The sequence below is a fragment of the Streptosporangium sp. DT93 genome (assembly GCF_049844535.1).
GTDB lineage: Bacteria > Actinomycetota > Actinomycetes > Streptosporangiales > Streptosporangiaceae > Streptosporangium.
This window is the reverse complement of record NZ_JBNCLF010000017.1, coordinates 167104-189306: the sequence shown is the minus strand read 5'-3', so window position 1 is coordinate 189306 and position 22203 is coordinate 167104. Positions and strand designations below refer to the sequence as shown.

The 22203-nt window shown below is 71.9% G+C and carries 23 protein-coding genes; 14 read left to right on the top strand and 9 right to left on the bottom strand.

Annotation, left to right across the window (positions count from 1 at the left end; translation table 11 throughout):
• The first annotated feature begins 182 nt into the window (after window positions 1–182).
• Window positions 183–584, top strand: a complete 402-nt coding sequence (locus ACLQ2R_RS30855; protein ID WP_425964551.1) for a hypothetical protein — start codon at window positions 183–185, stop codon at window positions 582–584.
• Window positions 585–906: 322 nt separating this feature from the next.
• Window positions 907–1395, top strand: coding sequence for a DUF4259 domain-containing protein (locus tag ACLQ2R_RS30850; protein ID WP_425964550.1), 489 nt, complete (start codon window positions 907–909; stop codon window positions 1393–1395).
• A 46-nt stretch (window positions 1396–1441) separates the two neighbouring features.
• On the opposite strand, the gene ACLQ2R_RS30845 is transcribed toward ACLQ2R_RS30850, so the two are convergent.
• Complete coding sequence (locus ACLQ2R_RS30845; RefSeq protein WP_425964548.1) at window positions 1442–1843, bottom strand: nuclear transport factor 2 family protein; 402 nt, start codon at window positions 1841–1843, stop codon at window positions 1442–1444.
• A gap of 129 nt (window positions 1844–1972) precedes the next feature.
• Between ACLQ2R_RS30845 and ACLQ2R_RS30840 the strand changes: the two genes are divergently transcribed.
• Window positions 1973–2572 carry a TetR/AcrR family transcriptional regulator gene (locus ACLQ2R_RS30840; RefSeq protein ID WP_425964546.1) on the top strand — a complete coding sequence of 200 codons (600 nt, stop codon included), beginning with the start codon at window positions 1973–1975 and terminating at the stop codon, window positions 2570–2572.
• Between the two features lies 1 nt (window position 2573).
• On the opposite strand, the gene ACLQ2R_RS30835 is transcribed toward ACLQ2R_RS30840, so the two are convergent.
• Window positions 2574–3263 (bottom strand): TetR/AcrR family transcriptional regulator, encoded by a 690-nt coding sequence (locus ACLQ2R_RS30835; RefSeq protein WP_425964545.1) that lies wholly within the window; start codon window positions 3261–3263, stop codon window positions 2574–2576.
• Between the two features lie 75 nt (window positions 3264–3338).
• Between ACLQ2R_RS30835 and ACLQ2R_RS30830 the strand changes: the two genes are divergently transcribed.
• On the top strand, window positions 3339–4187 hold the full coding sequence (locus ACLQ2R_RS30830) for an arylamine N-acetyltransferase family protein (protein ID WP_425964543.1): 849 nt from the start codon (window positions 3339–3341) through the stop codon (window positions 4185–4187).
• 91 nt (window positions 4188–4278) lie between these two features.
• Here ACLQ2R_RS30830 and ACLQ2R_RS30825 read toward each other — a convergent pair whose 3' ends face one another.
• The 3 genes from ACLQ2R_RS30825 to ACLQ2R_RS30815 all read right to left on the bottom strand — a co-directional run bounded on the left by ACLQ2R_RS30825 (window position 4279) and on the right by ACLQ2R_RS30815 (window position 8812).
• Window positions 4279–6318, bottom strand: a complete 2040-nt coding sequence (locus ACLQ2R_RS30825) for an ABC transporter ATP-binding protein (protein WP_425964542.1) — start codon at window positions 6316–6318, stop codon at window positions 4279–4281.
• Window positions 6315–8048 carry an ABC transporter ATP-binding protein gene (locus ACLQ2R_RS30820; protein WP_425964540.1) on the bottom strand — a complete coding sequence of 578 codons (1734 nt, stop codon included), beginning with the start codon at window positions 8046–8048 and terminating at the stop codon, window positions 6315–6317. The genes ACLQ2R_RS30825 and ACLQ2R_RS30820 overlap by 4 nt, the downstream gene beginning before the upstream one ends.
• A gap of 155 nt (window positions 8049–8203) precedes the next feature.
• Complete coding sequence (locus ACLQ2R_RS30815; RefSeq protein WP_425964538.1) at window positions 8204–8812, bottom strand: TetR/AcrR family transcriptional regulator; 609 nt, start codon at window positions 8810–8812, stop codon at window positions 8204–8206.
• 261 nt (window positions 8813–9073) lie between these two features.
• Here ACLQ2R_RS30815 and glyA point away from each other — a divergent pair, with 261 nt between their 5' ends.
• Window positions 9074–10411: a serine hydroxymethyltransferase gene (glyA, locus tag ACLQ2R_RS30810; RefSeq protein WP_425964537.1), complete on the top strand. Its 1338-nt coding sequence runs from the start codon at window positions 9074–9076 to the stop codon at window positions 10409–10411.
• Between the two features lie 93 nt (window positions 10412–10504).
• On the opposite strand, the gene ACLQ2R_RS30805 is transcribed toward glyA, so the two are convergent.
• Window positions 10505–11479: an NAD-dependent epimerase/dehydratase family protein gene (locus ACLQ2R_RS30805; protein WP_425964536.1), complete on the bottom strand. Its 975-nt coding sequence runs from the start codon at window positions 11477–11479 to the stop codon at window positions 10505–10507.
• 148 nt (window positions 11480–11627) lie between these two features.
• Between ACLQ2R_RS30805 and ACLQ2R_RS30800 the strand changes: the two genes are divergently transcribed.
• The 4 genes from ACLQ2R_RS30800 to ACLQ2R_RS30785 all read left to right on the top strand — a co-directional run bounded on the left by ACLQ2R_RS30800 (window position 11628) and on the right by ACLQ2R_RS30785 (window position 15287).
• Window positions 11628–12002 carry an STAS domain-containing protein gene (locus ACLQ2R_RS30800; RefSeq protein ID WP_425964535.1) on the top strand — a complete coding sequence of 125 codons (375 nt, stop codon included), beginning with the start codon at window positions 11628–11630 and terminating at the stop codon, window positions 12000–12002.
• Complete coding sequence (locus ACLQ2R_RS30795; RefSeq protein WP_425964533.1) at window positions 11999–12934, top strand: anti-sigma factor RsbA family regulatory protein; 936 nt, start codon at window positions 11999–12001, stop codon at window positions 12932–12934. The genes ACLQ2R_RS30800 and ACLQ2R_RS30795 overlap by 4 nt, the downstream gene beginning before the upstream one ends.
• A gap of 110 nt (window positions 12935–13044) precedes the next feature.
• A complete protein-coding gene (locus tag ACLQ2R_RS30790; protein ID WP_425964531.1) occupies window positions 13045–14898 on the top strand; it encodes a PP2C family protein-serine/threonine phosphatase in 1854 nt (617 codons plus the stop codon).
• A complete protein-coding gene (locus ACLQ2R_RS30785) occupies window positions 14898–15287 on the top strand; it encodes an STAS domain-containing protein (protein ID WP_425964530.1) in 390 nt (129 codons plus the stop codon). The genes ACLQ2R_RS30790 and ACLQ2R_RS30785 overlap by 1 nt, the downstream gene beginning before the upstream one ends.
• Here the strand turns inward: ACLQ2R_RS30785 and ACLQ2R_RS30780 are convergent.
• Window positions 15281–15823 carry a MarR family winged helix-turn-helix transcriptional regulator gene (locus ACLQ2R_RS30780; protein WP_425964528.1) on the bottom strand — a complete coding sequence of 181 codons (543 nt, stop codon included), beginning with the start codon at window positions 15821–15823 and terminating at the stop codon, window positions 15281–15283. The two genes, ACLQ2R_RS30785 and ACLQ2R_RS30780, sit on opposite strands and share 7 nt — an antisense overlap.
• An 84-nt stretch (window positions 15824–15907) precedes the next feature.
• Window positions 15908–16363: a hypothetical protein gene (locus ACLQ2R_RS30775; RefSeq protein WP_425964526.1), complete on the bottom strand. Its 456-nt coding sequence runs from the start codon at window positions 16361–16363 to the stop codon at window positions 15908–15910.
• Between the two features lie 294 nt (window positions 16364–16657).
• Between ACLQ2R_RS30775 and ACLQ2R_RS30770 the strand changes: the two genes are divergently transcribed.
• Complete coding sequence (locus tag ACLQ2R_RS30770) at window positions 16658–17857, top strand: iron-containing redox enzyme family protein (protein ID WP_425964524.1); 1200 nt, start codon at window positions 16658–16660, stop codon at window positions 17855–17857.
• Between the two features lie 65 nt (window positions 17858–17922).
• Here ACLQ2R_RS30770 and ACLQ2R_RS30765 read toward each other — a convergent pair whose 3' ends face one another.
• Entirely contained in the window at window positions 17923–18228 is a 306-nt protein-coding gene (locus tag ACLQ2R_RS30765) for a CDGSH iron-sulfur domain-containing protein (RefSeq protein WP_425964522.1), read from the bottom strand.
• A 568-nt stretch (window positions 18229–18796) separates the two neighbouring features.
• Between ACLQ2R_RS30765 and ACLQ2R_RS30760 the strand changes: the two genes are divergently transcribed.
• The 4 genes from ACLQ2R_RS30760 to ACLQ2R_RS30745 all read left to right on the top strand — a co-directional run bounded on the left by ACLQ2R_RS30760 (window position 18797) and on the right by ACLQ2R_RS30745 (window position 22003).
• Window positions 18797–19567, top strand: coding sequence for a hypothetical protein (locus ACLQ2R_RS30760; RefSeq protein ID WP_425964520.1), 771 nt, complete (start codon window positions 18797–18799; stop codon window positions 19565–19567).
• Window positions 19564–19965 (top strand): phage holin family protein, encoded by a 402-nt coding sequence (locus ACLQ2R_RS30755; protein ID WP_386245262.1) that lies wholly within the window; start codon window positions 19564–19566, stop codon window positions 19963–19965. The genes ACLQ2R_RS30760 and ACLQ2R_RS30755 overlap by 4 nt, the downstream gene beginning before the upstream one ends.
• Window positions 19941–20618: a DUF3618 domain-containing protein gene (locus ACLQ2R_RS30750; RefSeq protein WP_425964518.1), complete on the top strand. Its 678-nt coding sequence runs from the start codon at window positions 19941–19943 to the stop codon at window positions 20616–20618. The genes ACLQ2R_RS30755 and ACLQ2R_RS30750 overlap by 25 nt, the downstream gene beginning before the upstream one ends.
• 365 nt (window positions 20619–20983) lie before the next feature.
• The gene (locus ACLQ2R_RS30745) at window positions 20984–22003 is read left to right on the top strand and encodes a YihY/virulence factor BrkB family protein (protein ID WP_425964516.1); all 1020 of its coding nucleotides are present in this window, start codon (window positions 20984–20986) and stop codon (window positions 22001–22003) included.
• Window positions 22004–22203: the final 200 nt, after the last annotated feature.

Below are 22203 nucleotides of genomic sequence, written 5' to 3'. Positions count from 1 at the left end.
GGGCCGGATCACCTCCTCGGGGGGTGCCGGCGATGACGACGGTGTTCGGCGGCGCGTTCCCTCGCCGTCTCACCTGCGCCTCGACGCCACCCTGGAACCTCACAGGTTGTGAGAGTCGCGGCCGAACGGTGATCGTTGTTCACGTCCGCACGACAACGCTTCGTCCTAGAAAGGATCAACGAGTGATCACCCGTCGAATCAGTGCCATGGCGCTCGCGGCGATGTGCGCCGCTGTGCCGCTGACCGCCCTTTCCTCGTCCGCGGCCCAGGCCGACGCCGGCAGGGCGGCCCTTCTCGGCCCGGTGAAGTGTGCCAATATCGGTGCGAACGAACTGTGTGCGCGCGGCATCACCGGGAGCCCTGGCGGTTACAACGCGGCCTATTACAAGAACGAGGGTTCCACGATCACCGCACGGTTCACCTTGGTATGCGCAAACGGTTTTTCGAAAAGTGACAACGGCCCCTTCACCGCCTCGGTGGGCCAGGTGAAGAGCTTCGTCTTCGCGGTCGGCAACCAGGGATCGTGCCGTGTGAAAATGGTGGCCGGCTCAGGGATCTACTACAGCCCTTACGTAACTCCCTGAAAACCGGTGAACGACGATCCGTTCGTGCTTCGCCGTTAGATTTTCAGATCGACGAGCCGTCGGACGCCTCCTCCTCGCGGGGATGGCGTCCGACGGCTTTTCCGCGAGCTCGTACGACCCTGTCCCGTCGGGGTCCCGTCGGGGTCCCGCCGGAGTCCTTTGCCGGTGGACGATCCGGGGGCGTCGTCACCGGCCGGCGAGGAGTCCGGAGACGGGGACACGCGGGCCCGAGAAGGAGCGGCGTGCGGGGGCGGTGCCCGGTTTGTCGGTACGTCCTGCCACGATGTCCGGATATCCCGCACCACGACGACCTGGAGACACGATGGGCACCTGGGACCTCGGCCCCTTCGACAACGACACGGCGGCCGACTTCTCCGGCAGGCTGGACAAGGCCGCGGACGGGGAGCGGGAGGGGATCATCCGGGAGGCGCTCGCACGTGCGGCCGGCACCGACGGTTTCCTCGACTCCGACGAGGCGGCCGAAGCCCTCGCCGCGGCCGCGCTGGTCGCCGCGCAGCGCCCCGGGGGCGAGGCCGTCCTGTCGCCGTACGGCCCCAAGAAGCCCCTGCCCGCGCTGCCCGCAGACCTGGGGGGCCTGGCCGTCCAGGCGCTCGACCGGGTCGTCGCGGAGCCCTCGGAGATGATGAACCTGTGGGCGGCGGAGGGCGCCGGCGACCTGTGGAGGACGGGTGTCCTGCGCCTGCGGAACATCCTCGTCGCGGACGGGCTGAACGACGCGGACGGGGTGAACGACGCGGACGGGGTGAACGACGCGGGCGGCGGGGACAGGGGGGACGGCGCTCCGGCCTGACCGTCCGGCCTCGTGGAGGGCGAGGCGGGCACGCCCGCGAGGTCGATCACCCGCCCAGGGGAACTCGTCGTGCGATCACCTTCCGGTGGCTGATCCGCCAGCCCTGGTCCGCGCGCACGACGGTGTCCTCGTAGGTGACGCTCCCGCTGGTGCCGTCGGCGTTGACGCCGATGCCCTTGGAGCGCGCGTACACCAGGCCGTCGGCCCGCTCGCTCAGGACGATGTTCGTGACATGGTGTCCGACCGGGTTCAGTTCACCGAGGGCGCGTCCGGCGTCGGCGCAGGCCGTCACTCCTTCCAGGACCTCCTGCCCGAAGTCGGTCACGTCGTAGACGACGTCGGCGGTGAACACCTCGTCCAGGCGATCGAGTTCTCCGCTGTCGCACAGGTGCCCGTGCATCGCGATCAGGTCGGTGATGACACAACGATCTTCGTAGGCGAGAGTCATGGGCGTCCTTCACGGGCAGAGCCGGAGCACTTCGGCAGGTGCTCCGGCACACGAAGCGGGGAGTTCCCCGTTTAACTGCGCGCTACTGTAAACGGGGAACTCCCCACATCGCAACCAGGGAGCGTGACGATGACGCATCCGGAGCCGTCGACGGCCGCACGACCGCGCAGGGCGGACGCGGCCAGGAGCGTCCGGTCGCTGCTCGCGGCGGCGAGGGCGCTCTTCGACGAGCACGGGCCCGACATCCCCCTGGACGAGGTGGCCCGCCGGGCGGGTGTCGGCAACGCGACGCTCTACCGCCATTTCCCCACCCGTCAGGATCTGATCGTGGCGGTGTACGCGGGTGAGGTCACGACGCTCAGGGAGCGGGGCGCCGCCCTGCTCGAATCCGAGCCGCCTGACGAGGCGCTGTTCTCCTGGCTGGACGGCTTCCTCGTCCACGTCGCCACCAAACGGGCACTGGCACTCGCCGGGACCGAGAACGACACCGAGCGTCGTACCGAGTTGTTCGACGAATGGCACCGATCCATGCGATCGACCGCGCAGAAGCTGCTCGCCCGAGCCCAGCGGGCCGGGGCGCTGGACGCCGGCCTCACCGTGGACGACCTGCTCGCTCTGACCGGCGCGGCCGCTCTCGCGGCCACCGGCGTGGAGCACGCGCGACGGCTTCTCCTGATCATGCGTCACGGCTTCGCGGGCACCTCGGCGCGTTCCGGCGAACAGCGGTAGATCACTTCTCGCCTCCCTGCCCTGCAGAGCCTGACGGTCGCGGGCCGGTCAGGCCGATGTCGGTCAGGTCGACGTCGCCGTCGGGCAGGGGCCGGATGCCCGGGTGGGCGCGCAGGCCTTCGAGCATGAGCGTCAGGTAGCGGTCCACGCCGCGCTGGGTGAGCTCGGCGCGCGGGCCGGGGAGCGGGCGCAGCAGCAGGGCCGTCATCATCGTCAGGTCGCCGGCGTCCACGTCGTCGCGCAGGTCGCCGTCGGCCTGGGCGCGGCGGACGAGCCGGTCGAGGATCCTCAGCAGGGTGCGGCGCAGCCGCTGTTCCTCGGGCTCGGCGTGGAGTCGCTCCCAGGTGCCGGCGAACCAGATCGACAGCCAGGTGGCCAGCCGCAGCTCGGCGGCGGCCCGGTGGACGAAGCGCGACAGCGCCCGCCAGGCGTCCGGCTCCTCGTCCTCGGCGTCGCGCGCGATGGCGACCACGCGGTGGAAGCCGTCCAGCGCGACACCGCGCACCAGCGCCTCGCGGTCGGGAAAGCGGCGGTAGAGGGTGGCGGCCCCCACGCCGGCGCGGCGGGCCACCTCCTCCATCGGCACCTCGGGACCGCGCTCGGTGATGAGCGCGCGGGCGGCCTCGATGATCTGTTCCCGGTTGAGCCTGGCGTCGGCCCGGAGCGCGCGGCCGGGGTTCTCGTCGTTCACGTCGACAGTATACGGATGAACTTCTCTCATTTATGCTTTCTAAGTGGCGGATCTTCTTTCACTTGGGAGGCGAAGATGATCCAGGAGATGACCATCGGCCCGATGCTCCACCGGATCGGGCACCGGGGGCCCGTGGCCGCCGACCAGGAGACGCTGTTCGCCCTGCACCGGGCCTGGCGGAAGACCGTGCCGTACGAGAACCTCGACATCCAGCTCGGCAGGCCGATCGGTCTCGATGCGGACGCGCTGTTCGACAAGCTCGTGCTGCGGCGGCGTGGCGGTTACTGCTTCGAGCAGAACGCGGGCCTGGCCATGCTGCTGCGCCTGGCCGGCTTCCGGGTGACGATGGTGGAGGCCGGTGCCCTGCGCGCCGACCGGGGCGAGGCGGCGTGGGGCAACCACAACGCGCTGCTGGCCGACCTCGACGGCCGTCGCTGGCTGGCCGACGCGGGCATCGGGGACGGCTTCGTCGAGCCGCTGCCGCTGCGCGAGGGGCCCCACGCGCAGGGGGACGCGACCTACCGGCTGGAGCGGCTCGACCCGGACACCTGGCGCTTCCACCACCGTCCCGACGGGTCGATCCCCTCCTACGACCTCCGGCTGTCACCGCGGGAGATCGCCGACTTCGCCGCCCGCTCCCGGGAGCTGTCCACCTCGGACAGGTCGGTGTACGTCACCACGCTCATGGCGGCCCGGCCGGTCGCCGGCCACACGCTGCTCCTGCTGTCACGCACGCTGCGCCGGCTGGGCACCGGCGACAGGACGCCCCGGACCATCGGTGACGTGGACGAGTTCGCCAGGACGCTCTCCACGGACTTCCTCGTCCCGCTCGACGACCTCGGCCCGGACGGCGTCGCCCGGCTCTGGGACCGGACGGGCACCCAGGACGACCTGTGGCGCGCACGCTTCGGCGACGTCCCCTAGATCAGGGCCGGGAGGCTCCGGGCGGGATCGGCCGCCTTCCGCGCCGGAAGGCGCGCTTCCGCCCGGAGAGCGTCCCCCGCCCGGCCCGGGCTCAGCTCTCGACGAGTTCCTCCTCGGCGTCGACGAGGGCGCCGCTGAACTGCGCCGAGTACAGGCGGTGGTAGGCGCCCCGGGTGGTGAGCAGCTCCTCGTGGGTGCCGTGCTCGACGATCCTGCCCTCCTCCATCACCAGGATGAGGTCGGCGTCGCGGATCGTGGAGAGCCGGTGCGCGATGACGAAGCTGGTCCGGTCCGAGCGCAGCGCGGCCATCGCGTGCTGCACCAGCACCTCGGTGCGGGTGTCGACCGAGCTGGTCGCCTCGTCGAGGATGAGCAGCGACGGGTCGGCGAGGAAGGCGCGGGCGATGGTCAGCAGCTGCTTCTCGCCGGTGCTGACGTTGCCGCCCTCGTCGTCGATCACGGTGTCGTAGCCCTCGGGCAGCGTCCTGACGAACCGGTCGACGAACGTGGCCCGCGCGGCGGCGAGGATCTGCTCCTCGGTGGCCTCCGGGTTGCCGTAGGCGATGTTCTCGCGGATGGTCCCGCCGAACAGCCAGGTGTCCTGGAGCACCATGCCGATGTGCGAGCGCAGGTCCCGGCGGCGCATCGCGGTGATGTCGACGCCGTCGAGGGTGATCCTGCCCGCGTCCAGCTCGTAGAAGCGCATGACGAGGTTGACCAGGGTGGTCTTGCCCGCGCCGGTGGGGCCGACGATCGCGACCGTGTGCCCGGGCTCGGCCACCAGCGACAGGTCCTCGATGAGGGGCCGCTCCGGGTCGTAGCTGAAGGAGACCCGCTCGAACTCGACGCGCCCCTGCCTGACGGTGGGCGGGACCGGGTCGACCGGGTCCGGGTCCTGCTCGACGGCGTCGAGCAGCTCGAAGACCCGCTCGGCCGAGGCGACCCCCGACTGCAGCAGGTTGGCCATCGAGGCGACCTGGGTCAGCGGCTGGGTGAACTGCCGCGAGTACTGGATGAACGCCTGGACGTCGCCCAGGCTCATCGTCCCGGTGGCGACCCGCAGGCCGCCGACGACCGCGATCGCGACGTAGTTGAGGTTCCCGATGAACATCATCATCGGCATGATGATCCCGGAGACGAACTGCGCGCCGAAGCTGGCCTTGAACAGCTCCTCGTTGCGCTCGCGGAACACCTCCTCCACCTCGGGGCGGCGGCCGAAGACCTTCACCAGCTCGTGGCCGGTGAACGCCTCCTCGATGTGGGCGTTCAGGGTGCCGGTGTGGGCCCACTGCGCGACGAAGTGCCGCTGCGAGCGCTTGGCGATCATCCCCGTGACGACCATCGAGAGCGGGATGGTCACCAGGGCGATCAGGGCGAGCAGCGGCGAGATGACGAACATCATCGCCAGCACGCCGATCACGGTCAGCAGCGAGACCAGGAGCTGGCTCAGCGTCTGCTGCAGGGTCTGCGAGACGTTGTCGATGTCGTTGGTGACGCGGCTGAGCAGCTCGCCGCGCGGCTGGCCGTCGAAGAACCGCAGGGGGAGCCGGTTGATCTTCTCCTCGGCGTCCTCGCGCAGCCGGTAGACGGTGCGCTGGACCACGTCGTTGAGGATGTAGCCCTGCAGCCAGGCGAAGAGCGAGGCCGCGACGTACAGCGCCAGGACCCAGAGCAGGACCGTGCCCAGGGCGCCGAAGTCGATGCCCCGGCCCGGGACGACGTCCATCCGGGCGAGCAGGCCGGCGAAGTTGTCGTTGCCCGAGGCGCGGGCCGCGGCGACGGCCTGCTCCGCGGTCGTCCCGGCCGGGAGCTGCTTGCCGATCACGCCGGTGAAGATCAGGTCGGTCGCGTACCCGAGGATCTTGGGGCCGATGACGGAGAGCACCACGCTGGTGACGGCCAGGGCGATCACCAGCAGGAGCTTCGGGCGCTCCGGGCTCAGCCGCCGCATCAGCCGCCGGGTGGACGGCCCGAAGGACATCGCCTTCTCGGCGGGCATCCCCATCCCGCCCATGGGGCCGCGCCCGAAGGGCCCGCCGCCCGCCGGCGGCCGCGGGGGAGTCGCGGCCCGGGCCGCCGGGGCCGCCGGGGCCGCCGCCGGGGGGGTCGTGGTGGTGGGTCGGTCGCTCATGCTGCGGTCTCCGCGGCTAGTTGGGACTCGACGATCTCGATGTACGTCGGACAGGACTCCAGCAGCTCGTCGTGGGTTCCCAGGCCGACGATCACGCCGTCGTCCAGGACGACGATCTGGTCGGCGTCGGCGATGGTGGAGACGCGCTGGCCGACGATGATCACGGCCGCCTCGGCGGTGTGCGGGCGCAGGGCGGCGCGCAGCCGGGCGTCGGTGGCCAGGTCCAGGGCCGAGAACGAGTCGTCGAACAGGTAGATCTCGGGCCTGCTGACCAGCGCCCTGGCGATGGAGAGCCGCTGGCGCTGCCCTCCGGAGACGTTGGTGCCGCCCTGCGCGATGGGCGCCTCCAGGCCGCCGGGCATCTCCCGGACGAAGTCGCGCGCCTGGGCGACCTCCAGCGCCTCCCACAGCTCCTCGTCGCTCGCGTCGGGGTTGCCGTACCGCAGGTTGCTCGCGACCGTGCCGCTGAACAGGTACGGCTTCTGCGGCACCAGGCCGATGCGCTTCCAGAGCGTCTGGGGGTCGAGGTCGCGGACGTCGACGCCGTCGACCGAGACCGTCCCGGCGGTGGCGTCGAACAGCCGGGGGATCAGGGAGATCAGCGTCGTCTTGCCCGCGCCGGTGCTGCCGATGACGGCGGTGGTCCGCCCGGCGGTCGCGCGGAACGTGATGCCGGACAGCACCGGCGCCGCCGCGCCCGGGTAGCGGAACTCGACGTCGCGCATCTCCAGCTCGCCGTGGCCGGTCACCTCCCGCACCGGGTCCGCGGACGGGACCACCGAGGAGTCGGTGTCGAGCACCTCGGCGATCCGCTCGGCGCAGACCGCGGCGCGCGGGATCATCATCGAGATGAAGGTGGCCATCATCATCGAGGTCAGGATCTGCATCAGGTACATGAGGAACGCGGTGAGGGCGCCGATCTGCATGTCGCCGCCGTCCACCCGCCAGGCGCCGAACCACAGCACGGCGATGCTGGAGGCGTTCAGGATGAGCATCACGACGGGGAAGATGAGCGAGGTGAGCCGTCCCACCCGCAGCGCCGTCCCGGTCAGCGCCTCGTTGGCCTCGGCGAACCTGCGCGTCTCCTCGCCCTCGCGCACGAAGGCGCGCACCACGCGGATGCCGGTGAGCTGCTCGCGCAACACCTGGTTCACCAGGTCGATCCGGGTCTGCATGGCGCGGAACTGGGGCACCATGCGGGAGATGATCAGGCCGATCGAGACGAGCAGCGCCGGCACGCAGACCAGCATCAGCCAGGACAGGCCGAGGTCCTGGCGCAGCGCCATGACGATGCCGCCGACGCCCATGATCGGCGCGGCGACCAGCATGGTGCAGGTCATCACGACGAGCATCTGGACCTGCTGCACGTCGTTGGTGCCCCGGGTGATCAGCGAGGGGGCCCCGAACTGGGAGACCTCCCGGGCGGAGAAACCGCCGACCTGGTGGAAGACGGCGGCGCGGACGTCGCGTCCGAACCCCATGGCGGCGTGGGCGCCGTAGTAGACCGCCGCGATCGAGCAGGCGATCTGCACCAGGGAGACGACGAGCATCCAGGCACCGGCCGACAGGATGTAGCCGGTGTCGCCGACCGCCACGCCGCGGTCGATGATGTCGGCGTTCAGGCTGGGCAGGTAGAGCGAGGCGATGGTGCCGACGAGCTGCAGCACCACCACGGCGGTCAGCGCCCCCGAGTAGGGGCGCAGGTAGGTGCGGAGCAGCCGGGTCAGCACGGTGACACCGCGTCGGAGGCGAGGGGAGGAAGGACGTCGCGCAGGGGGGCCGTGTACCGGCCGGCCTGCTCTGGCGCCCCGTTGGCCAGGATCATGAGTGGTCTCTTTCGAGGGGAGGTGATGGGATCAGCGTCCGACATGAACCAAGGTCGAGGTCAAGGCTGCGGGCCCTGGCCGGAGCGTCGGCGGACTCCGTCGAGCAGCAGGGAGACGATGTCCGCCGGGGACATCGGGTCGGTCTCGACGAACGCGGGATGGCTGGAGGCGATGGTCAGCAACTTCAGCCGCTGCGCCACGCCGCCCGGTTCGCAGCGCAGCAGGTCGCGGTCGGGGACGATCAGGTCGACGATCGCCCGGTGGCTGAACTCGGCGTGCTCCATGCGCTGCCGGTGGGTGCGTTCGGCCTCGGCGGCCCCCACCGCTCCGAGCGTGCTCATCAGGTGGAAGATGCGCCTGGTGTGGCGCTGCATGATCTCGGCCGCCGCGACGAGCCGGGCCTCCAGCGGTGCCGTGCCGTCGACGCTCCTGAGCTCCTCCAGGAGTGGCGCGGGGTCGAAGGCGCTGGACACGGCGGCGTTCACCAGCTCGTCCTTGGTGGCGAAGACGCGGAAGATCGTCCCTTCGGCGACGCCCGCCGCCTGAGCGATCTGCCGGGTGCTCACGTCGGGGCCGTGGGCGAGCACGAGCGAGAGGGTGGAGGCGATGAGCGCCGCCCGCCGCTCGTCCGGGGGGAGAGGGGAGGCCCGGGGTGAGGTCGAGGTCACCCGGTCATCGTAGGGGATGAGTGAGTGACTCACTCACTTATTTTCCGAGGGCGGACAGCCGGTGCTCCCGGGGCTCGTGGGACCGATGTGACCGGTTGCCTGATCGTTTATCCGGTTTTTCCTGCAAATGTAGGAAAAGGATGGTGGAAACCCCGTCTTTCACCTGATGCGCTCGACGTCACCTTCGATTTACCGTCGTGGTGCAGACGAACCGCCCCGGCGCGGCCGACAGCCGTCTGCCTGTCGGCCAGGAGATCACCCATGCCCCGCACCCTCGCCCAGCGTTCCTGGACATCCGCCGTCACCGAGGATCGTGTCCGGTCGGTGACGAACGCCGTGACGGACCGGACGCCCGCCTGGGTGCAGGGCGAGATCGAACGGCTGGTGGCCGAGAACCACCGCATCCACGACGTCGAGTCGGTCAACCTCAACCCGGCCACCAACGTCATGAACCCCAGGGCCGAGGCGCTCCTCTCCGCCGGCCTGGGGTCGCGGCCCTCGCTCGGGCACCCGGGGGAGAAGTACGAGATGGGCCTGGAGGCGATCGAGCAGATCGAGATCGTCGCCGCCGCGCTGGCCGCCGAGGTCTTCGGCGCGCGGTACGCCGAGGTCCGCGTCGGCTCCGGGGCGCTGGCGAACCTCTACACGTTCATGGCCGTCTGCCGGCCCGGTGACACGATCATCGCCCCGCCGGCCAGCATCGGCGGCCACGTCACCCACCACGGCGCCGGAGCGGCCGGCCTGTACGGCCTCAACACCGTCCCCGCCCCGGTCACCGCGGACGGCTACACCGTGGACGTCGACGCGCTGGCGGAGCTCGCCAGGACGGTACGGCCGAAGCTGATCACGGTCGGCGGCAGCCTCAACCTGTTCCCGCACCCGGTGGCCCGGATCCGCGAGATCGCCGACGCGGTCGGCGCCAAGGTGCTCTTCGACGCCGCGCACCTGTGCGGCATGATCGCCGGCGGTCTCTGGCCGAACCCGCTGGAGGAGGGCGCCCACCTGATCACGATGAGCACCTACAAGAGCCTGGGCGGCCCCGCGGGCGGGCTGATCGTGACCGACGACACCGAGCTGGCCGAACGGCTCGACGCGATCGCCTACCCCGGGCTGACCGCCAACTTCGACGCCGGCAAGACCGCGGCGCTGGCCATGACCATGCTCGACTGGAAGGCCGCCGGGCCCGCCTACGCGCGGACCATGGCCGCGACCGCGCGGCGCCTGGCCGGCGAGCTGCTCGCCCTGGGCGTCCCGGTCTTCGCGGCCGGGCGCGGGTGCACCCGCTCCCACCAGTTCGCCGTCATGGCCCACCGCTACGGCGGGGGGCAGCGGGCCGCCCGGCGGCTGCGCGAGGCGAACCTGCTCGCCTGCGGCATCGGCCTGCCGCTGGAGCCGGTCGAAGGGGACGTCAACGGCCTGCGCCTGGGCACCCCGGAGATCGCCAGGCTCGGCATGACCGAGGAGGACATGCCCGTCCTGGCCTCGTTCATCGCCCGTGGCCTGGACGAGGGGGGCGACCCGGCGGCGGTGGCGGCGGAGGTCACCGCGTGGCGGAGCCGGTTCTCCGGCGTGCGCTTCACCGTGGACCGCCCGTCCTGAGTCCTCCGCCCGGCCTGAGACCCGGACGGCCTGGCCCCGGACGGGCGGCCGTCCGGGAACGCGCGGCACGGCGAGGGCCACCGGCGGGGACGGTCAGGAGCGCGCCGCCCAGCGGGAGAGCAGGTCGGCCTCCCGCTCGGGCGTGACGGGACCCGGCGTGGAGAACGACGACTCCGCCTCGCGGATCTCGCGGATCGACCGCCGCAGCGGACGCGGGTCGAACCCGGCGGCCAGGGCGGCCGAGGAGTCGGCCGTGTTGACCTCCTTGAACGCGTCCCCCTCCGACCACAGCGGGAGCGACCGGCCGGTCTCGCCCTCCGCCAGCAGGAAGTCCTGCTCCACCCAGGTCAGGGTGGTCCCGGCGGGGCCGACCTCGGCCACGATCGTCTCCAGCAGGTCGCCGAAGGAGAACGGCGGGGCCGGGGTGGCCGTGTGGAAGACGCCTCCCCGCTCGCGTTCGAGCATGGAGACGACCCAGGCGGCCAGGTCGCGGCCGTCGACGACCTGGACGGGATCGGCAGGGTCGCCGGGCGCCAGCACCTCGCCGCCCCGCGCGATCCGGTTGACCCAGTACGTCAGACGACCGGTGTAGTCGTGCGGGCCGATGACGTACGTGGGCCGCACGACCAGCGTCGAGGACCCGAACGCGTCGACCGCGGCCCGCTCGCAGAGGACCTTCAGCGGCCCGTACGTCTCGTCCGTCACGCTCGCGGGAACCGGCCCGTCGAGCTCGGCCAGGGGCGAGTCCTCGGTGAACCCCGGCGCCTCGGGCGCCAGGTAGACCGCCGTGGAGGAGACGAAGGCGTACCTCCCGGTCGAGAGCGCGCCGGACAGGGCGGTGACCTGGCCGGGGTGGTAGGCGCTGACGTCGACGGTCGCGTCCCAGCTCCGGCCGCGCAGGACCGACAGGTCGGCGTCGCGGTCGGCCGTCAGGCGCTCGACGCCGGGGAACAGCTCCGCCCCCGTCATGCCCCGGTGCAGCAGGGAGACCTCGTGACCGGCCGCGAGCGCGGCCTCGGTGATGTGCAGGCCGACGAACCGGGTGCCACCGACGATGAGAATTCGCATGCCCGCCATTGTTCCCGCCCCAGGTGACGGTGCCCAGCAGCCGGCCAGGCTCCCTCCGCCCGGCCGGTCCGGCGGCCCGTTCGGTGCCTGCCGAGAATGACGAGAAGGTACGTTATGGGAGTCAATCGTCGATTTCAGGACGGACACCGTGTCGACCTCGCCACAGACCGGACCCCTCACTCCCCGCCCCCCTCACGACGACGACCCGCTCCCGACGGGCGGCCTCCGGATCGCCCCCCTCGGGCCGCCCCCCGGCCTGAAGGTGAGCGGCGAGATCGACCGCACGACCAGGCGGGTGTGGCAGGAGGCGCTGGGCGAGCTGGTGACCGGCGGCGGGGACCGCCACCTGTACCTGTCCGGGCTGACGTTCATCGACGTCCGCGGCGCGTGGCTGCTGGAGCAGGCCGCGCGCGCCCTCGTCGGCGGCGGCAGGCTCTTCCTGCACAGCGCCCCCTACTGCCTGAGATCCGTGCTGGCCCTGATCGGATCGGATTCGGTGTCGATCGAGGTGAAGACCAAGTGAGCACGACGACCGCCGGGACGGAGCCGTTCGTCCATCCCGCGCTGTTCTACCGCGGCGACCGGGAGTACCTGGACGCCACCGTCCCCTTCGTCCGTGAGGGGCTGGAGGCCGGCGAGCCGGTCGCGGTCGCCGTCCCGGCGCGCAACCTCGCGCTGATCCGGGCCGAGCTGGGCGAGGACGCCGAGGGCGTGCACTTCGTCGACATGGAGCAGGCCGGCCGCAACCCCGGGCGGATCATCCCCGCCGTGCTGTGGGCGTTCACCGACCTCCACCCGGGCCGCAGGGTCCGCGTCGTCGGCGAGCCCGTCTGGCCCGACCGCTCGCCGGACGAGTACGTGGCGTGCCTGCAGCACGAGGCGCTGATCAACCTGGCCTTCTCCGGTCGGGACGCCACCATCCTGTGCCCGTACGACGCCGGCAGGCTCGACGCCGGGATCATCGCGCACGCCGAGGAGACCCATCCCGTCATCGTCGACGGCGCGGGCGCGCGCGCCAGCACCGGGTACGCGCCCGAGCGGGTCATCCTCGACTGCGGCCGGGCGCTGCCCGAGCCGCCCGAGGCCGAGGTCCTCGCCTTCGGCGCGGACGACCTGTGGCGGGTACGCGCCTTCGCCGTGCGCCACGCGGAGGGGATGGGCCTGTCCGGGGAGCGGCTGGAGGACCTGCGGCTGATCGCCAGCGAGCTGGCCGCCAACAGCCTCGAACACGGCGGCGGCTCCGGGGTCGCGCGCGTCTGGCCGGAGGGCCGCCGCGTCGTCTTCGACGTCAGCGACACCGGCCACATCGCCGACCCCCTGGCGGGGCGGCGCCCGGCCGACTCCCGGCAGCGGGGCTCGCGCGGCCTGCTCGTCACCAACCTGCTCGGCGACCTGGTCCGTGTCCACACCGAGCGGGGAAGGACCACGGTCCGCGTGTACTTCGACCTTCCCTGAACGCCGTCCCGGCCCGTCTCCCACGGGCACCGTCCCTCACTTCCGTCCCGGAAACCGTCCCGGTGCGGGACGGCGGCGGGAGAGAGTGTCATTCTGGAGCGGGGACGACCTTGACCCGCCCTCCCCGGCGGGCCGGGGACGCCACGAACACCCAGAACGCCGAGAACACCCAGAACGCCGAGAACACCCAGAACGCCGAGAACGCCGAGAACGCCGAGAACGCCGAGAACAGCAAGAACACCGAAAATGCCGAGCACGCCACGAATCCCGAGAACGCCGAGAACGCTGAGAACGCCGAAAATCTGGAGAACGCCATCTTGGTCACACCGTTGCCCGAAGAGCAGGAGCTCCCCGCGCGGGGAGCCGCCCAGGGGCCGGTGGGTGACGTGATCGGCACACTGACGTTCCCTTCCGGCCCGGAGGATCCCTCCCCCGGCGTCACGGCGGGGGTGCGCGCCATGCTCGACGTGATGCCGGGCGCGGCCACCTGGTCGGTGCCGGTACGCGACGGGACGGGCGCGATCGTGGACCTCCTCATCCGGGCCGCGAGCCCGGAGGCCAGGGACGTGCACGGCACGCGGGGGGAGGAACTGGTCGGCGTGAGCACCCTGGAGCGCTACCCCTCCGTCCACGGCACCGAGCTGTGGGAGACGTACCTGCGGGTGATGGAGACCGGCGAGCCCGGCCGCGTCGACCTGTACGAGCACGTCGAGGTCGCGGGCGGCGTCCCGCACCGCTCCTGGTACGGCATCCGCTCCGCCCGCGTCGCCGGGGGCCTGCTCAACACGTGGGTCAGCCACGACGGGGAGCGGTTGCTGGCCGCCCGCCTGGAGCGCACCGAGCAGCTCGGCAACCTGGGCTGGGCGCACTGGAACCTGGCCGCCGGGGAGATCACCTGGTCGCCCCGCCTGTACGCCGTGCACGGCCGCGACCCGGCCGAGGGGCCCCTGACCCTGGAGCAGTACGCCACCGTCACCGCCGCCGAGGACCGGCCCGTCCTGGAACGGGCCCTGGCCGCCCTGACCGAGACCGGCGAGTCCCAGGAGTTCGAGATCCGCCTCGTGCCCGGCGCGGGGGAGGACGAGCGGGACGTCCGGCACATCCGGATCTTCGCCGAGGCCGTCCGCGACGCCGAGGGCGTGCCCCTGGAGGTCCACGCGGTCGTCCAGGACATCACCTCCTGGCGCCGGGCCGCCGACGAGCTCGCCAGCGCCAACCGCAGGCTGGAGGAGGAGAACCGCCTCTCGGTCAGCCTGCAGAACGTCATCATGCCGGTCGAGGAGGAGCCCAGGGTGCTGCCCGGCCTGCGGGTGGCCGCCAGCTACGCGCCCGCCGAGAAGGAGGCGTGGCTGGGCGGCGACTGGTACCAGGCGATCGAGCTGGACGACGGCGACGTGCTGCTGGCCGTCGGGGACGTGGCCGGGCACGGGCTGGCCGCCGCCTCCGCGATGGCGAAGCTGCGCCACGCCATCACCGGCCTGGCCTTCGCCCACCACGACCCCGCGCGGATCCTGGCCACGCTCAACCGCATGCTCTGCAGGCTGCGGCCCGACGTGCTGGCCACCGCGATCGTGGCCCGCTACAGCCCGGCCGACCGGATGCTGCGCTGGACCCACGCCGGGCACCCGCCGATGCTGCTGGCCAGGGGCGGCCGGGTGGAGCGCCTGCTGCACCCGGGCGTCCTGCTCGGCGTCTTCGACGACGCCTCCTACACCTACGGCAGCGTACGGCTGCGTCAGGACGACCTGCTGGTGATGTTCACCGACGGGCTGATAGAGAAACGCGGCCGGGACCTGTACGAGGGGCTCGACCTGGTGAGCGGCACCGTGGCCGAGGTCGTGCGCTCGCACCACGGCGACGACCGGCTGCGCGCGGTCATGGAGGCCATGGTGCCCAGCAGCGACACCGACGACACCTGCGTGCTGGTCATCCAGGTCGTCGCGCCCGTCAGGGAGGAGGTCTGATGCAGGAACTCCACCTGAAGACCGCGGCCGCGGAGCTGTCGGCGACCGCCGAGGAGGGCACGGGGGTCGTGGTGATCAGCGGAAGCCTCGACTTCTCCATCCACGAGCTCGTCGTCGAGTTCATGGACCGGGCCTTCGCCCGGTTCGGGCCTGACCTGATCCTGGACCTCGACCGGCTCGACCTGCTCGACTCCCGGGCGACCGGTCTCATCGTGCTGTGCTGGAAGCGGTCCCTGGAGGAGGGGGGAGAGCTGAGCCTGGTCGCCACCGAGCGCGGCGCGACGCGCATCCTGTGGATCACTGGTCTGACGATGCGCATCCCGGCCTTCCCCACGCTCCGTGAGGCCCTGGACGCCCGCCGTCCCGAGGCCGGTTCCGCCGGTCAGTAGCCGCCGAACCAGCCCGGGACGTCCAGGCGGAAGACGTCCCGGGGGGTCACGGCCCGCAGGTCGGCCTCAAGGGCGCGCAGGCGGTCCTCGCCCAGGGTCCTCGCCCAGCCGGCGCGCAGGTCGTCGAAGATCCGCGCCGACCTGGCGAGGCTGTCCAGGCCCCGGCCGGTGAGACGTACGATCTTGCGCCGGGCGTCGCCGGGGTCGCCGGCGCGTTCGACGTAGCCCAGACGCTCCAGGGTGTCGACGGTCTTGCCGGCGGCCTGCTTGGAGACGCCCAGCCGGCGTCCGAGCTCCACCGCGGTGACGCCCTGGACGCCGATCGCCTGCATCACGAAGCCGTGCATCGGCCGTACGTCGGGGTGTCCCTGGCGGGAGAGCTCCGCGTGCAGCTCGTCGAGGAGGACCCGGAAACCGAGGAAGAGCCGGAGCGGGAGCTCGAACCCCGGGGAGTCCTGGGATTCCGGGGAGCCCGGAGCGTCCGGGGAGCCTGGAGCGTCCGGGGAGTCTGGAGCGTCCGGGGAGTCGGTGGGCACGGGGACCTCCTGCTCGCGGCTCCGACAATGACGTTGTCGAGTTTAGGGAGGGGTGCCGCCCCTGTCATCGGCACGGCACGCGGTTCAGCGGGTACGACCGTCCGGGCGGCGCTGGTTCTGGAGCCAGGTGTCGGTCTGGCGGGTCGCCTTGGGTGCGGTGGGAGTGGCGGGGGAGCGGCGGGTGGCGCGGGTCTCGGTCACGGTGAAGTCGGCCACCACGTGCCGGTTGTGCAGCAGGAAGCCCACCACCCCCGCGATGGCCTGCACGCTGCCGGCGGCCCGCGCGTGACCGGTCAGCAGGTAGACCAGCGGCGTGGACGGCTGGTCGAGGGCGAAGTAGCGGCCGTGATGGTGGGCGTCCTGGAGGGTTCTGATGGGGATCGGCCTGGAGGTGGTGAACCACGCGGCGACCTCCCAGGAGGGCTGGGAGAGGTCGCCGTCGTTCGACTCCTCGTAGCAGGTCGTGCAACCCCGGCGAGCGTCCTGCCCGTGGGGGCACGCCCAGGCGGCGAGGTCGTGCGGCATGCTGTGCTCGGACATGAGCTGACCGTACCTTCCCGTACCGGAACCCCGCCGCTTCCCCCGCTTCACGCGCCGGGACGCCGCGTTCTCCCGCTCTCCGTCCTTCCCGAGATCCGTGTTCATCCCCCGATTCCGGGCCGTCTCCCCGCCGAGGGACGGATCTTCCCCGGCCGGGCCGCTCCCCGCCCGGGCCTGCTCCCCGCCGGGTCGCCCGCTGCTCGCCGGCGACCGATGGCGTATCACAATATTTTTTTATAAACGCAGCTCAGAAGGGGTAAAGGGCGATCTTGTCGGTGTTTCGGGAACGGGGGCGTGGGCATCGCACCGGTCTGGGAGCAGCCACCGGGGGGACGCATGACGTACGGGTTCGAGGCTTCCGATCGTCACGAGCCGCCGGGCACGGTGCGGGTCCACCCCTCCCCGCCCGCCCCGGAACACCCGAAGGACGCGGAGCCGGTGAACGCCGCTCCGCCCCCACCGGTGCGGGCGCCGGAACTGCCCGCCGCGCGAGGGCCGATCACCACGCTCCTGTTCGAGCGGCTGGTGCGCCCGCCGCACCGCTTCGGCCTGTTCTCGCTCCCGCTGATGTCGTTCCCGGCGCGCTTCGCGGGCCCGGTCCTGATGGACGAGGACGTGCAGCTCGCGCTCTTCGTCTGCTACGAGCTGCACTACCAGGGTTTCCGGGGCGTGGACGAGCGGTGGGAGTGGAACCTCTCCCTGCTGGAGGTACGGGAGATCCTGGAGACCCGCTTCGAGGAGGGGCTGGCGCGGGCCGTCCCCTGCCCGCCCGTCCCGAGGCCGCAGGACACGCGCCGCGCGCTGGCCGAGCTGGTGTCGGCCGCCGAGGGGCCGGACCTGTCGGTGTTCCTCCAGCGTCAGGCCGACCTCGCCCAGTTCCGCGAGTTCGTCGCGCACCGGTCGATCTACCACCTGAAGGAGGCCGATCCGCACACCTGGGGCATCCCCCGGCTGCGTGACCGTCCCAAGGCCGCCCTGGTGGAGATCCAGTCGGACGAGTACGGCGGCGGGCGCGCCGAGCGGATGCACTCCGCGCTGTTCAGGACCACCATGCGCGGACTGGGCATGGACGACTCCTACGGCGCCTACCTCGAACGGGTGCCGGCCGTCACGCTCGCGATCTCCAACGCCATGTCGCTGTTCGGGCTGCACCGGCGCCACCTCGGCGCGCTGCTGGGTCATCTGGCGGCGTTCGAGATGACCTCCTCGGTCCCCAACGGGTACTACTCCCGTGGGGTGCGCCGGCTGGGCGGCGACGAGGAGACCGCGCGCTTCTACGACGAGCACGTGCAGGCCGACGCCGTGCACGAGCAGATCGCCGCGCACGACCTGTGCGGCGGGTTCGCCGCGCAGTACCCCGCGCGGGCCGGTGACGTCCTGTACGGGGCGGCCTGCTGCCTGACCCTGGACCGGCTCTTCGCCGAGCACGTGATGGGGAGCTGGCACGCGGGCGTCTCGTCGCTGCGGGAGGCGGGCGCCACGACCGGGTCGTGAACCGGGACGCGAGCCGGGCGTGAACCGGGACGTGAACGTCGCCGTCGCCCGATTCACGGCCGCCCTCAGCCCGCGGTCCCGCCGGAGCCGTCCCCTCCCCGGCCCCGCGTGTCCCCGGCCGGGATCGGCACGTCCTCGGTCCCGCCCGGCGCGCCCCCGGTCCGGGCGGGGCCGTCCACCGGCCCGCCGGGCTCGCTCGGCGCGCGGAAACCCGTCGCCTTGTGCGAACCGTCGCAGAAGGGCTTGGAGGCGGACCGGCCGCAGCGGCACAGCGCCACCGTCGCCCTGCCGGGATCGATGGTCCGGCCGTCCTGGGTCAGCAACTCGAACGGCCCTCGCAGCAGGAGGGGGCCGTCCTCACAGGCGGTCACCGTGACCGAATTGTCCCCTTTGTGTGGCATTCAGGAAGACTGCCCGCTGTCGCGGGAGAAAAACGCGGTCCGGCGACTCCGCCGCGCGAGGTCTCCCTGTGCGGCGGACGCCGTGCCCGCGCCGCCGCCCGGAGCACCTGCGGGCCCCCGGAGAAGTCCGGGCGCTTCGTGCCCAGCCTCTCCAGGTCGGCCAGGAGTCGTTTGCCCCTGTTCACGTGGCGAAACCCGAAGGTGCCGCACGGGGCACGTTACGGCGCCGCCGGAGAGGGGTAGGCGTCACCGCCAAAGGCATTTTTTATTATTCACGATAAATGCTCTTCCTGCCGGGCTCCCGCGAAGATCGACTCCTTGCCGCGAGTCTCTGACCTCGGACGTCCGCGACTCTCCCGTCCGCGGGGCGCCACACCGGGAAAACAAAAAATCATCGAGCCGTCCAGCAGCAGCTCACATGGTAAAAACCGTGTGCGGAATATAGATCTTTACGCGAAATCCCGATGTTCGATGAATGAGGAGGGGTCGGGAGGGTAACCGGAGTCTCAGTCGAGATGCACAACCTTTGGAGGGCATCGTGAGTGGATTTCCCGCCGGGGCGGGGGAGCGTCCAGGCTATGGCCAGGACTCCCCGAGCACGGCTCAGCACGCCAGGTCCGCCGTCGGGGAGGTCGCCGAGACAGCCAAGGGGCAGACCCAGGCGGTGGCCGGGGAGGCCAGGCAGCAGGCTCGCCAGGTAGTCCACCAGCTGAAGGGCCGCGTCGGTGACCAGGCGCACCAGCAGAGCCAGCGCGCGGCCCAGGGCATCCGCCAGTGGGCCGACGACCTGGCCGCCATGGGCGAGGGCGCCAAGCCCGACTCGCCGGTGTCCGGCGTGGTCCAGCAGGTCGCCGACCAGGGACGGCGAGCGGCCGACTACCTCGACCAGCACGGCCTGGCCGGAGCGGTCGAGGACGTCCAGACCTTCGCGCGCCGCCGTCCTGGAGCGTTCCTGCTCGGCGCCGTCGCCGCGGGCTTCCTGATCGGCAGGGTCGCCAAGGCGTCGGGCGGCGCCACCTCCGGCGGCCCCTCCACCACCGGTTCCGGGGCACAGCCGGGCACGTCCTACACGCCGCCCGCCTACCCCACCGGCCAGAGCGCCTACCCGACCGGCCAGAGCACCTACGAGACCGGCCGGAGCACCGCCTACCCGGCCGCCACGCCGCCGGTGTCGGCGGAGCCGCTGTCCGAGCCGCTGATCCGGCCGCCGGCCGACCCGTACCGCACCGAGCCGACGACGCCCCGCGAGGGCTTCGGCAACCCCGGCACCAACCCTCCGCACACCGGTCCGGGTGGTGACGTCCGATGAGCTATCCCGGCCCCGAGCCGAGTGAACCGTCACTGGGGCAACTGGTCGGGGAGATCGGGGAGGACCTGTCCAGGCTGGTCCGCCAGGAACTGCAGCTGGCCAAGGCCGAACTCCGCGAGGAGGCCGGCAAGGCCGGCAAGGCGGCCGGTCTGCTCGGTGGAGCCGGGTTCGCCGGCTACATGGTCGCCCTTCTGCTGACGCTGGCCGTCATGTTCGGCCTGGGCAATGTCATGGACCTCGGATGGGCCGCGCTGATCGTCGCCGTCCTCTGGGGGATCGCGGGGGCGGTGCTCTACACGACCGGGCGCGCCCGGCTGCGTGAGGTGCAGCCCAAGCCGGAACGTACCGTCGAAACGCTCAAGGAGGATGCCCAATGGGCACGGGACCTGACGAAATAAGGGCAGAGATCAACGCCACGCGCGCCGAGCTGGCCGCGGACGTGGAGCGTCTCGCCGACCGGACGAGCCCGAAGCGGATCGTCCGCCGCCGTACCGACACCGTGCGCCGGCGCATCCAGACGGTGCGCGAGCGCGTCATGGGGACGCCGTCCCACGCCGCCCACAAGGTGGGCAACCAGGCGTCGTACGCGGCGGCCGGGGTGCGCGACGCGGCCTCCGGCACCGTGGACACCGTCCGTGACGTCGCCTCCGGCACCGCCGAGACCGTCAGGCACGGTGCCCAGCAGGCGGCCGAGGTGGTCCAGAACGCGCCTCAGCAGGCGATGCGGAGCACCCAGGGCAACCCGCTGGCGGCCGGGGTGATCGCGTTCGGCGCCGGTCTGCTGGCGGCGACCCTGATCCCGCGCACCGCCGCCGAGGAGCGCGCCGCCGGGCAGATCATGGAGCAGGCCGAAGGCGTGATCGAGCCGGTCAAGCAGGCGGTGCAGGAGTCGGCGCAGGCCCTCGGCCAGGAGGCCAAGGAGGCCGCGCAGCAGGCCGCCCAGCAGGTCAAGGAGAGCGCCACCGGGGCCGCCCAGGCCACCGGCGAGCACGCCCGCGACCAGGCCCAGCAGGTGGCCGAGCACGTCCGGCCGGGCAACGGCCACCAGTAGACGGGCACGTGCCACCGGCAGGAACGGCCACCCGCAGGCGGTCGTGGCCGGTGGACACGGCCACCGGTCGCCGGTCGCCGGCGACACCGGGCCGCGGCGGGCGACCGCCGGCCGGTCACGGGCCCGGCCCTCCGGTGGATCCGTCGGAAGATCCGAGCGCCGCCGTCCTCACCGCAGAGGGCGGCGGCCTTCGACGGAGTTCGACGAGGTTCCACGGGGTTTTTGCAGGGTTCCAAAGAGTTCCCGAGTTCCCGAGTTCCCGAGTTCCCGAGTTCCCGAGTTCCCGAGTTCCCGAGTTCCCGAGTTCCCGAGTTCCCGGAGTCCCCCGAAGTTCCACAGAGTTCTACAGAGGTGGTGTGACCCCCATGTCAGGTCAGGACACCGGACGTCCGGCCACCGGCTCCGGCCGCGCGGCGGACGACCAGTCTGCTCCGGACAAACCCACCGAGCTGCCCAAGGAGTCGTGGTGGGCGGTGCTCAAACGCACCGTCAAGGAGTTCCAGCAGGACAATCTGACCGACTGGGCCGCCGCCCTGACCTACTACGCGGTGCTGTCCATCTTCCCGGCGCTGCTGGCCGTGGTCTCGCTGCTCGGCCTGTTCGGCCAGTCGGCGACCAAGTCGCTCACCGACAACCTCGCCGCCATCGCCCCCGGCCCCGCCAAGCAGACCCTCGACACCGTTCTCCAGGGCCTGCAGAGCAGTCAGCGCGCGGCCGGTATCGCCACCGTGATCGGTATCGCCGTGGCACTCTGGTCGGCCTCGGGGTACGTCGGCGCCTTCATGCGCGCCGCCAACGTCATGTACGAGATGCCCGAGGGCAGGCCCGTCTGGAAGACCCTGCCGCTGCGCCTGGCCATCACCACGGTCCTGGTCATCCTGATGGCCGTCGGCTCGGTCGCGGTCGTGTTCACCGGCGGCCTCGCCGACCAGGCGGGGAAGTTCCTCGGGATCGGCGAGACGGCGCTGACCGTCTGGGGCATCGCCAAGTGGCCCGTCCTGATCCTCATCGTGACGGCCACCCTGGCGCTGCTGTACTGGGCCGCGCCCAACGTGCGGCACCCGGGCTTCCGCTGGCTCACTCCCGGCAGCGCCCTGGCCGTGGTGCTCTGGATCGCCGCCTCGGCCGCGTTCGCCTTCTACGTGGCCAACTTCGGCGCCTACAACAAGACCTACGCCGCCCTGTCCGGCGTCATCGTCTTCCTGATCTGGCTGTGGATCTCCAACGTCGCGGTGCTGCTCGGCGTGGAGTTCGACGCGGAGCTCGCCCGGGGGCGGGCGATGCAGGCGGGCCAGTCCGAGGACCAGGAGCCCTACGTCGAGCCCCGCGACACCCGCAAGTTCGACGAGGAGCAGCGACGGCAGGCCGGTGACATCATCACCTGACCGGTCGAGGCTCCGAGGGGCTTCCCGCGGCCTCCGGGCGCACCCGCGGCACTCCGGGACACCCGCCGGATCCGGCGAGCCCCAGAAGCGCCTGAGGCGGGCCCGCCCCACGGCCCGGCGCCCCGCGCGGTCTGCGGGGCGGGGGGGGCTCGGCTCCCGGCGCGCGGGCCGGGGGCCGTGGGGGGACCCGCTGCCGGCGG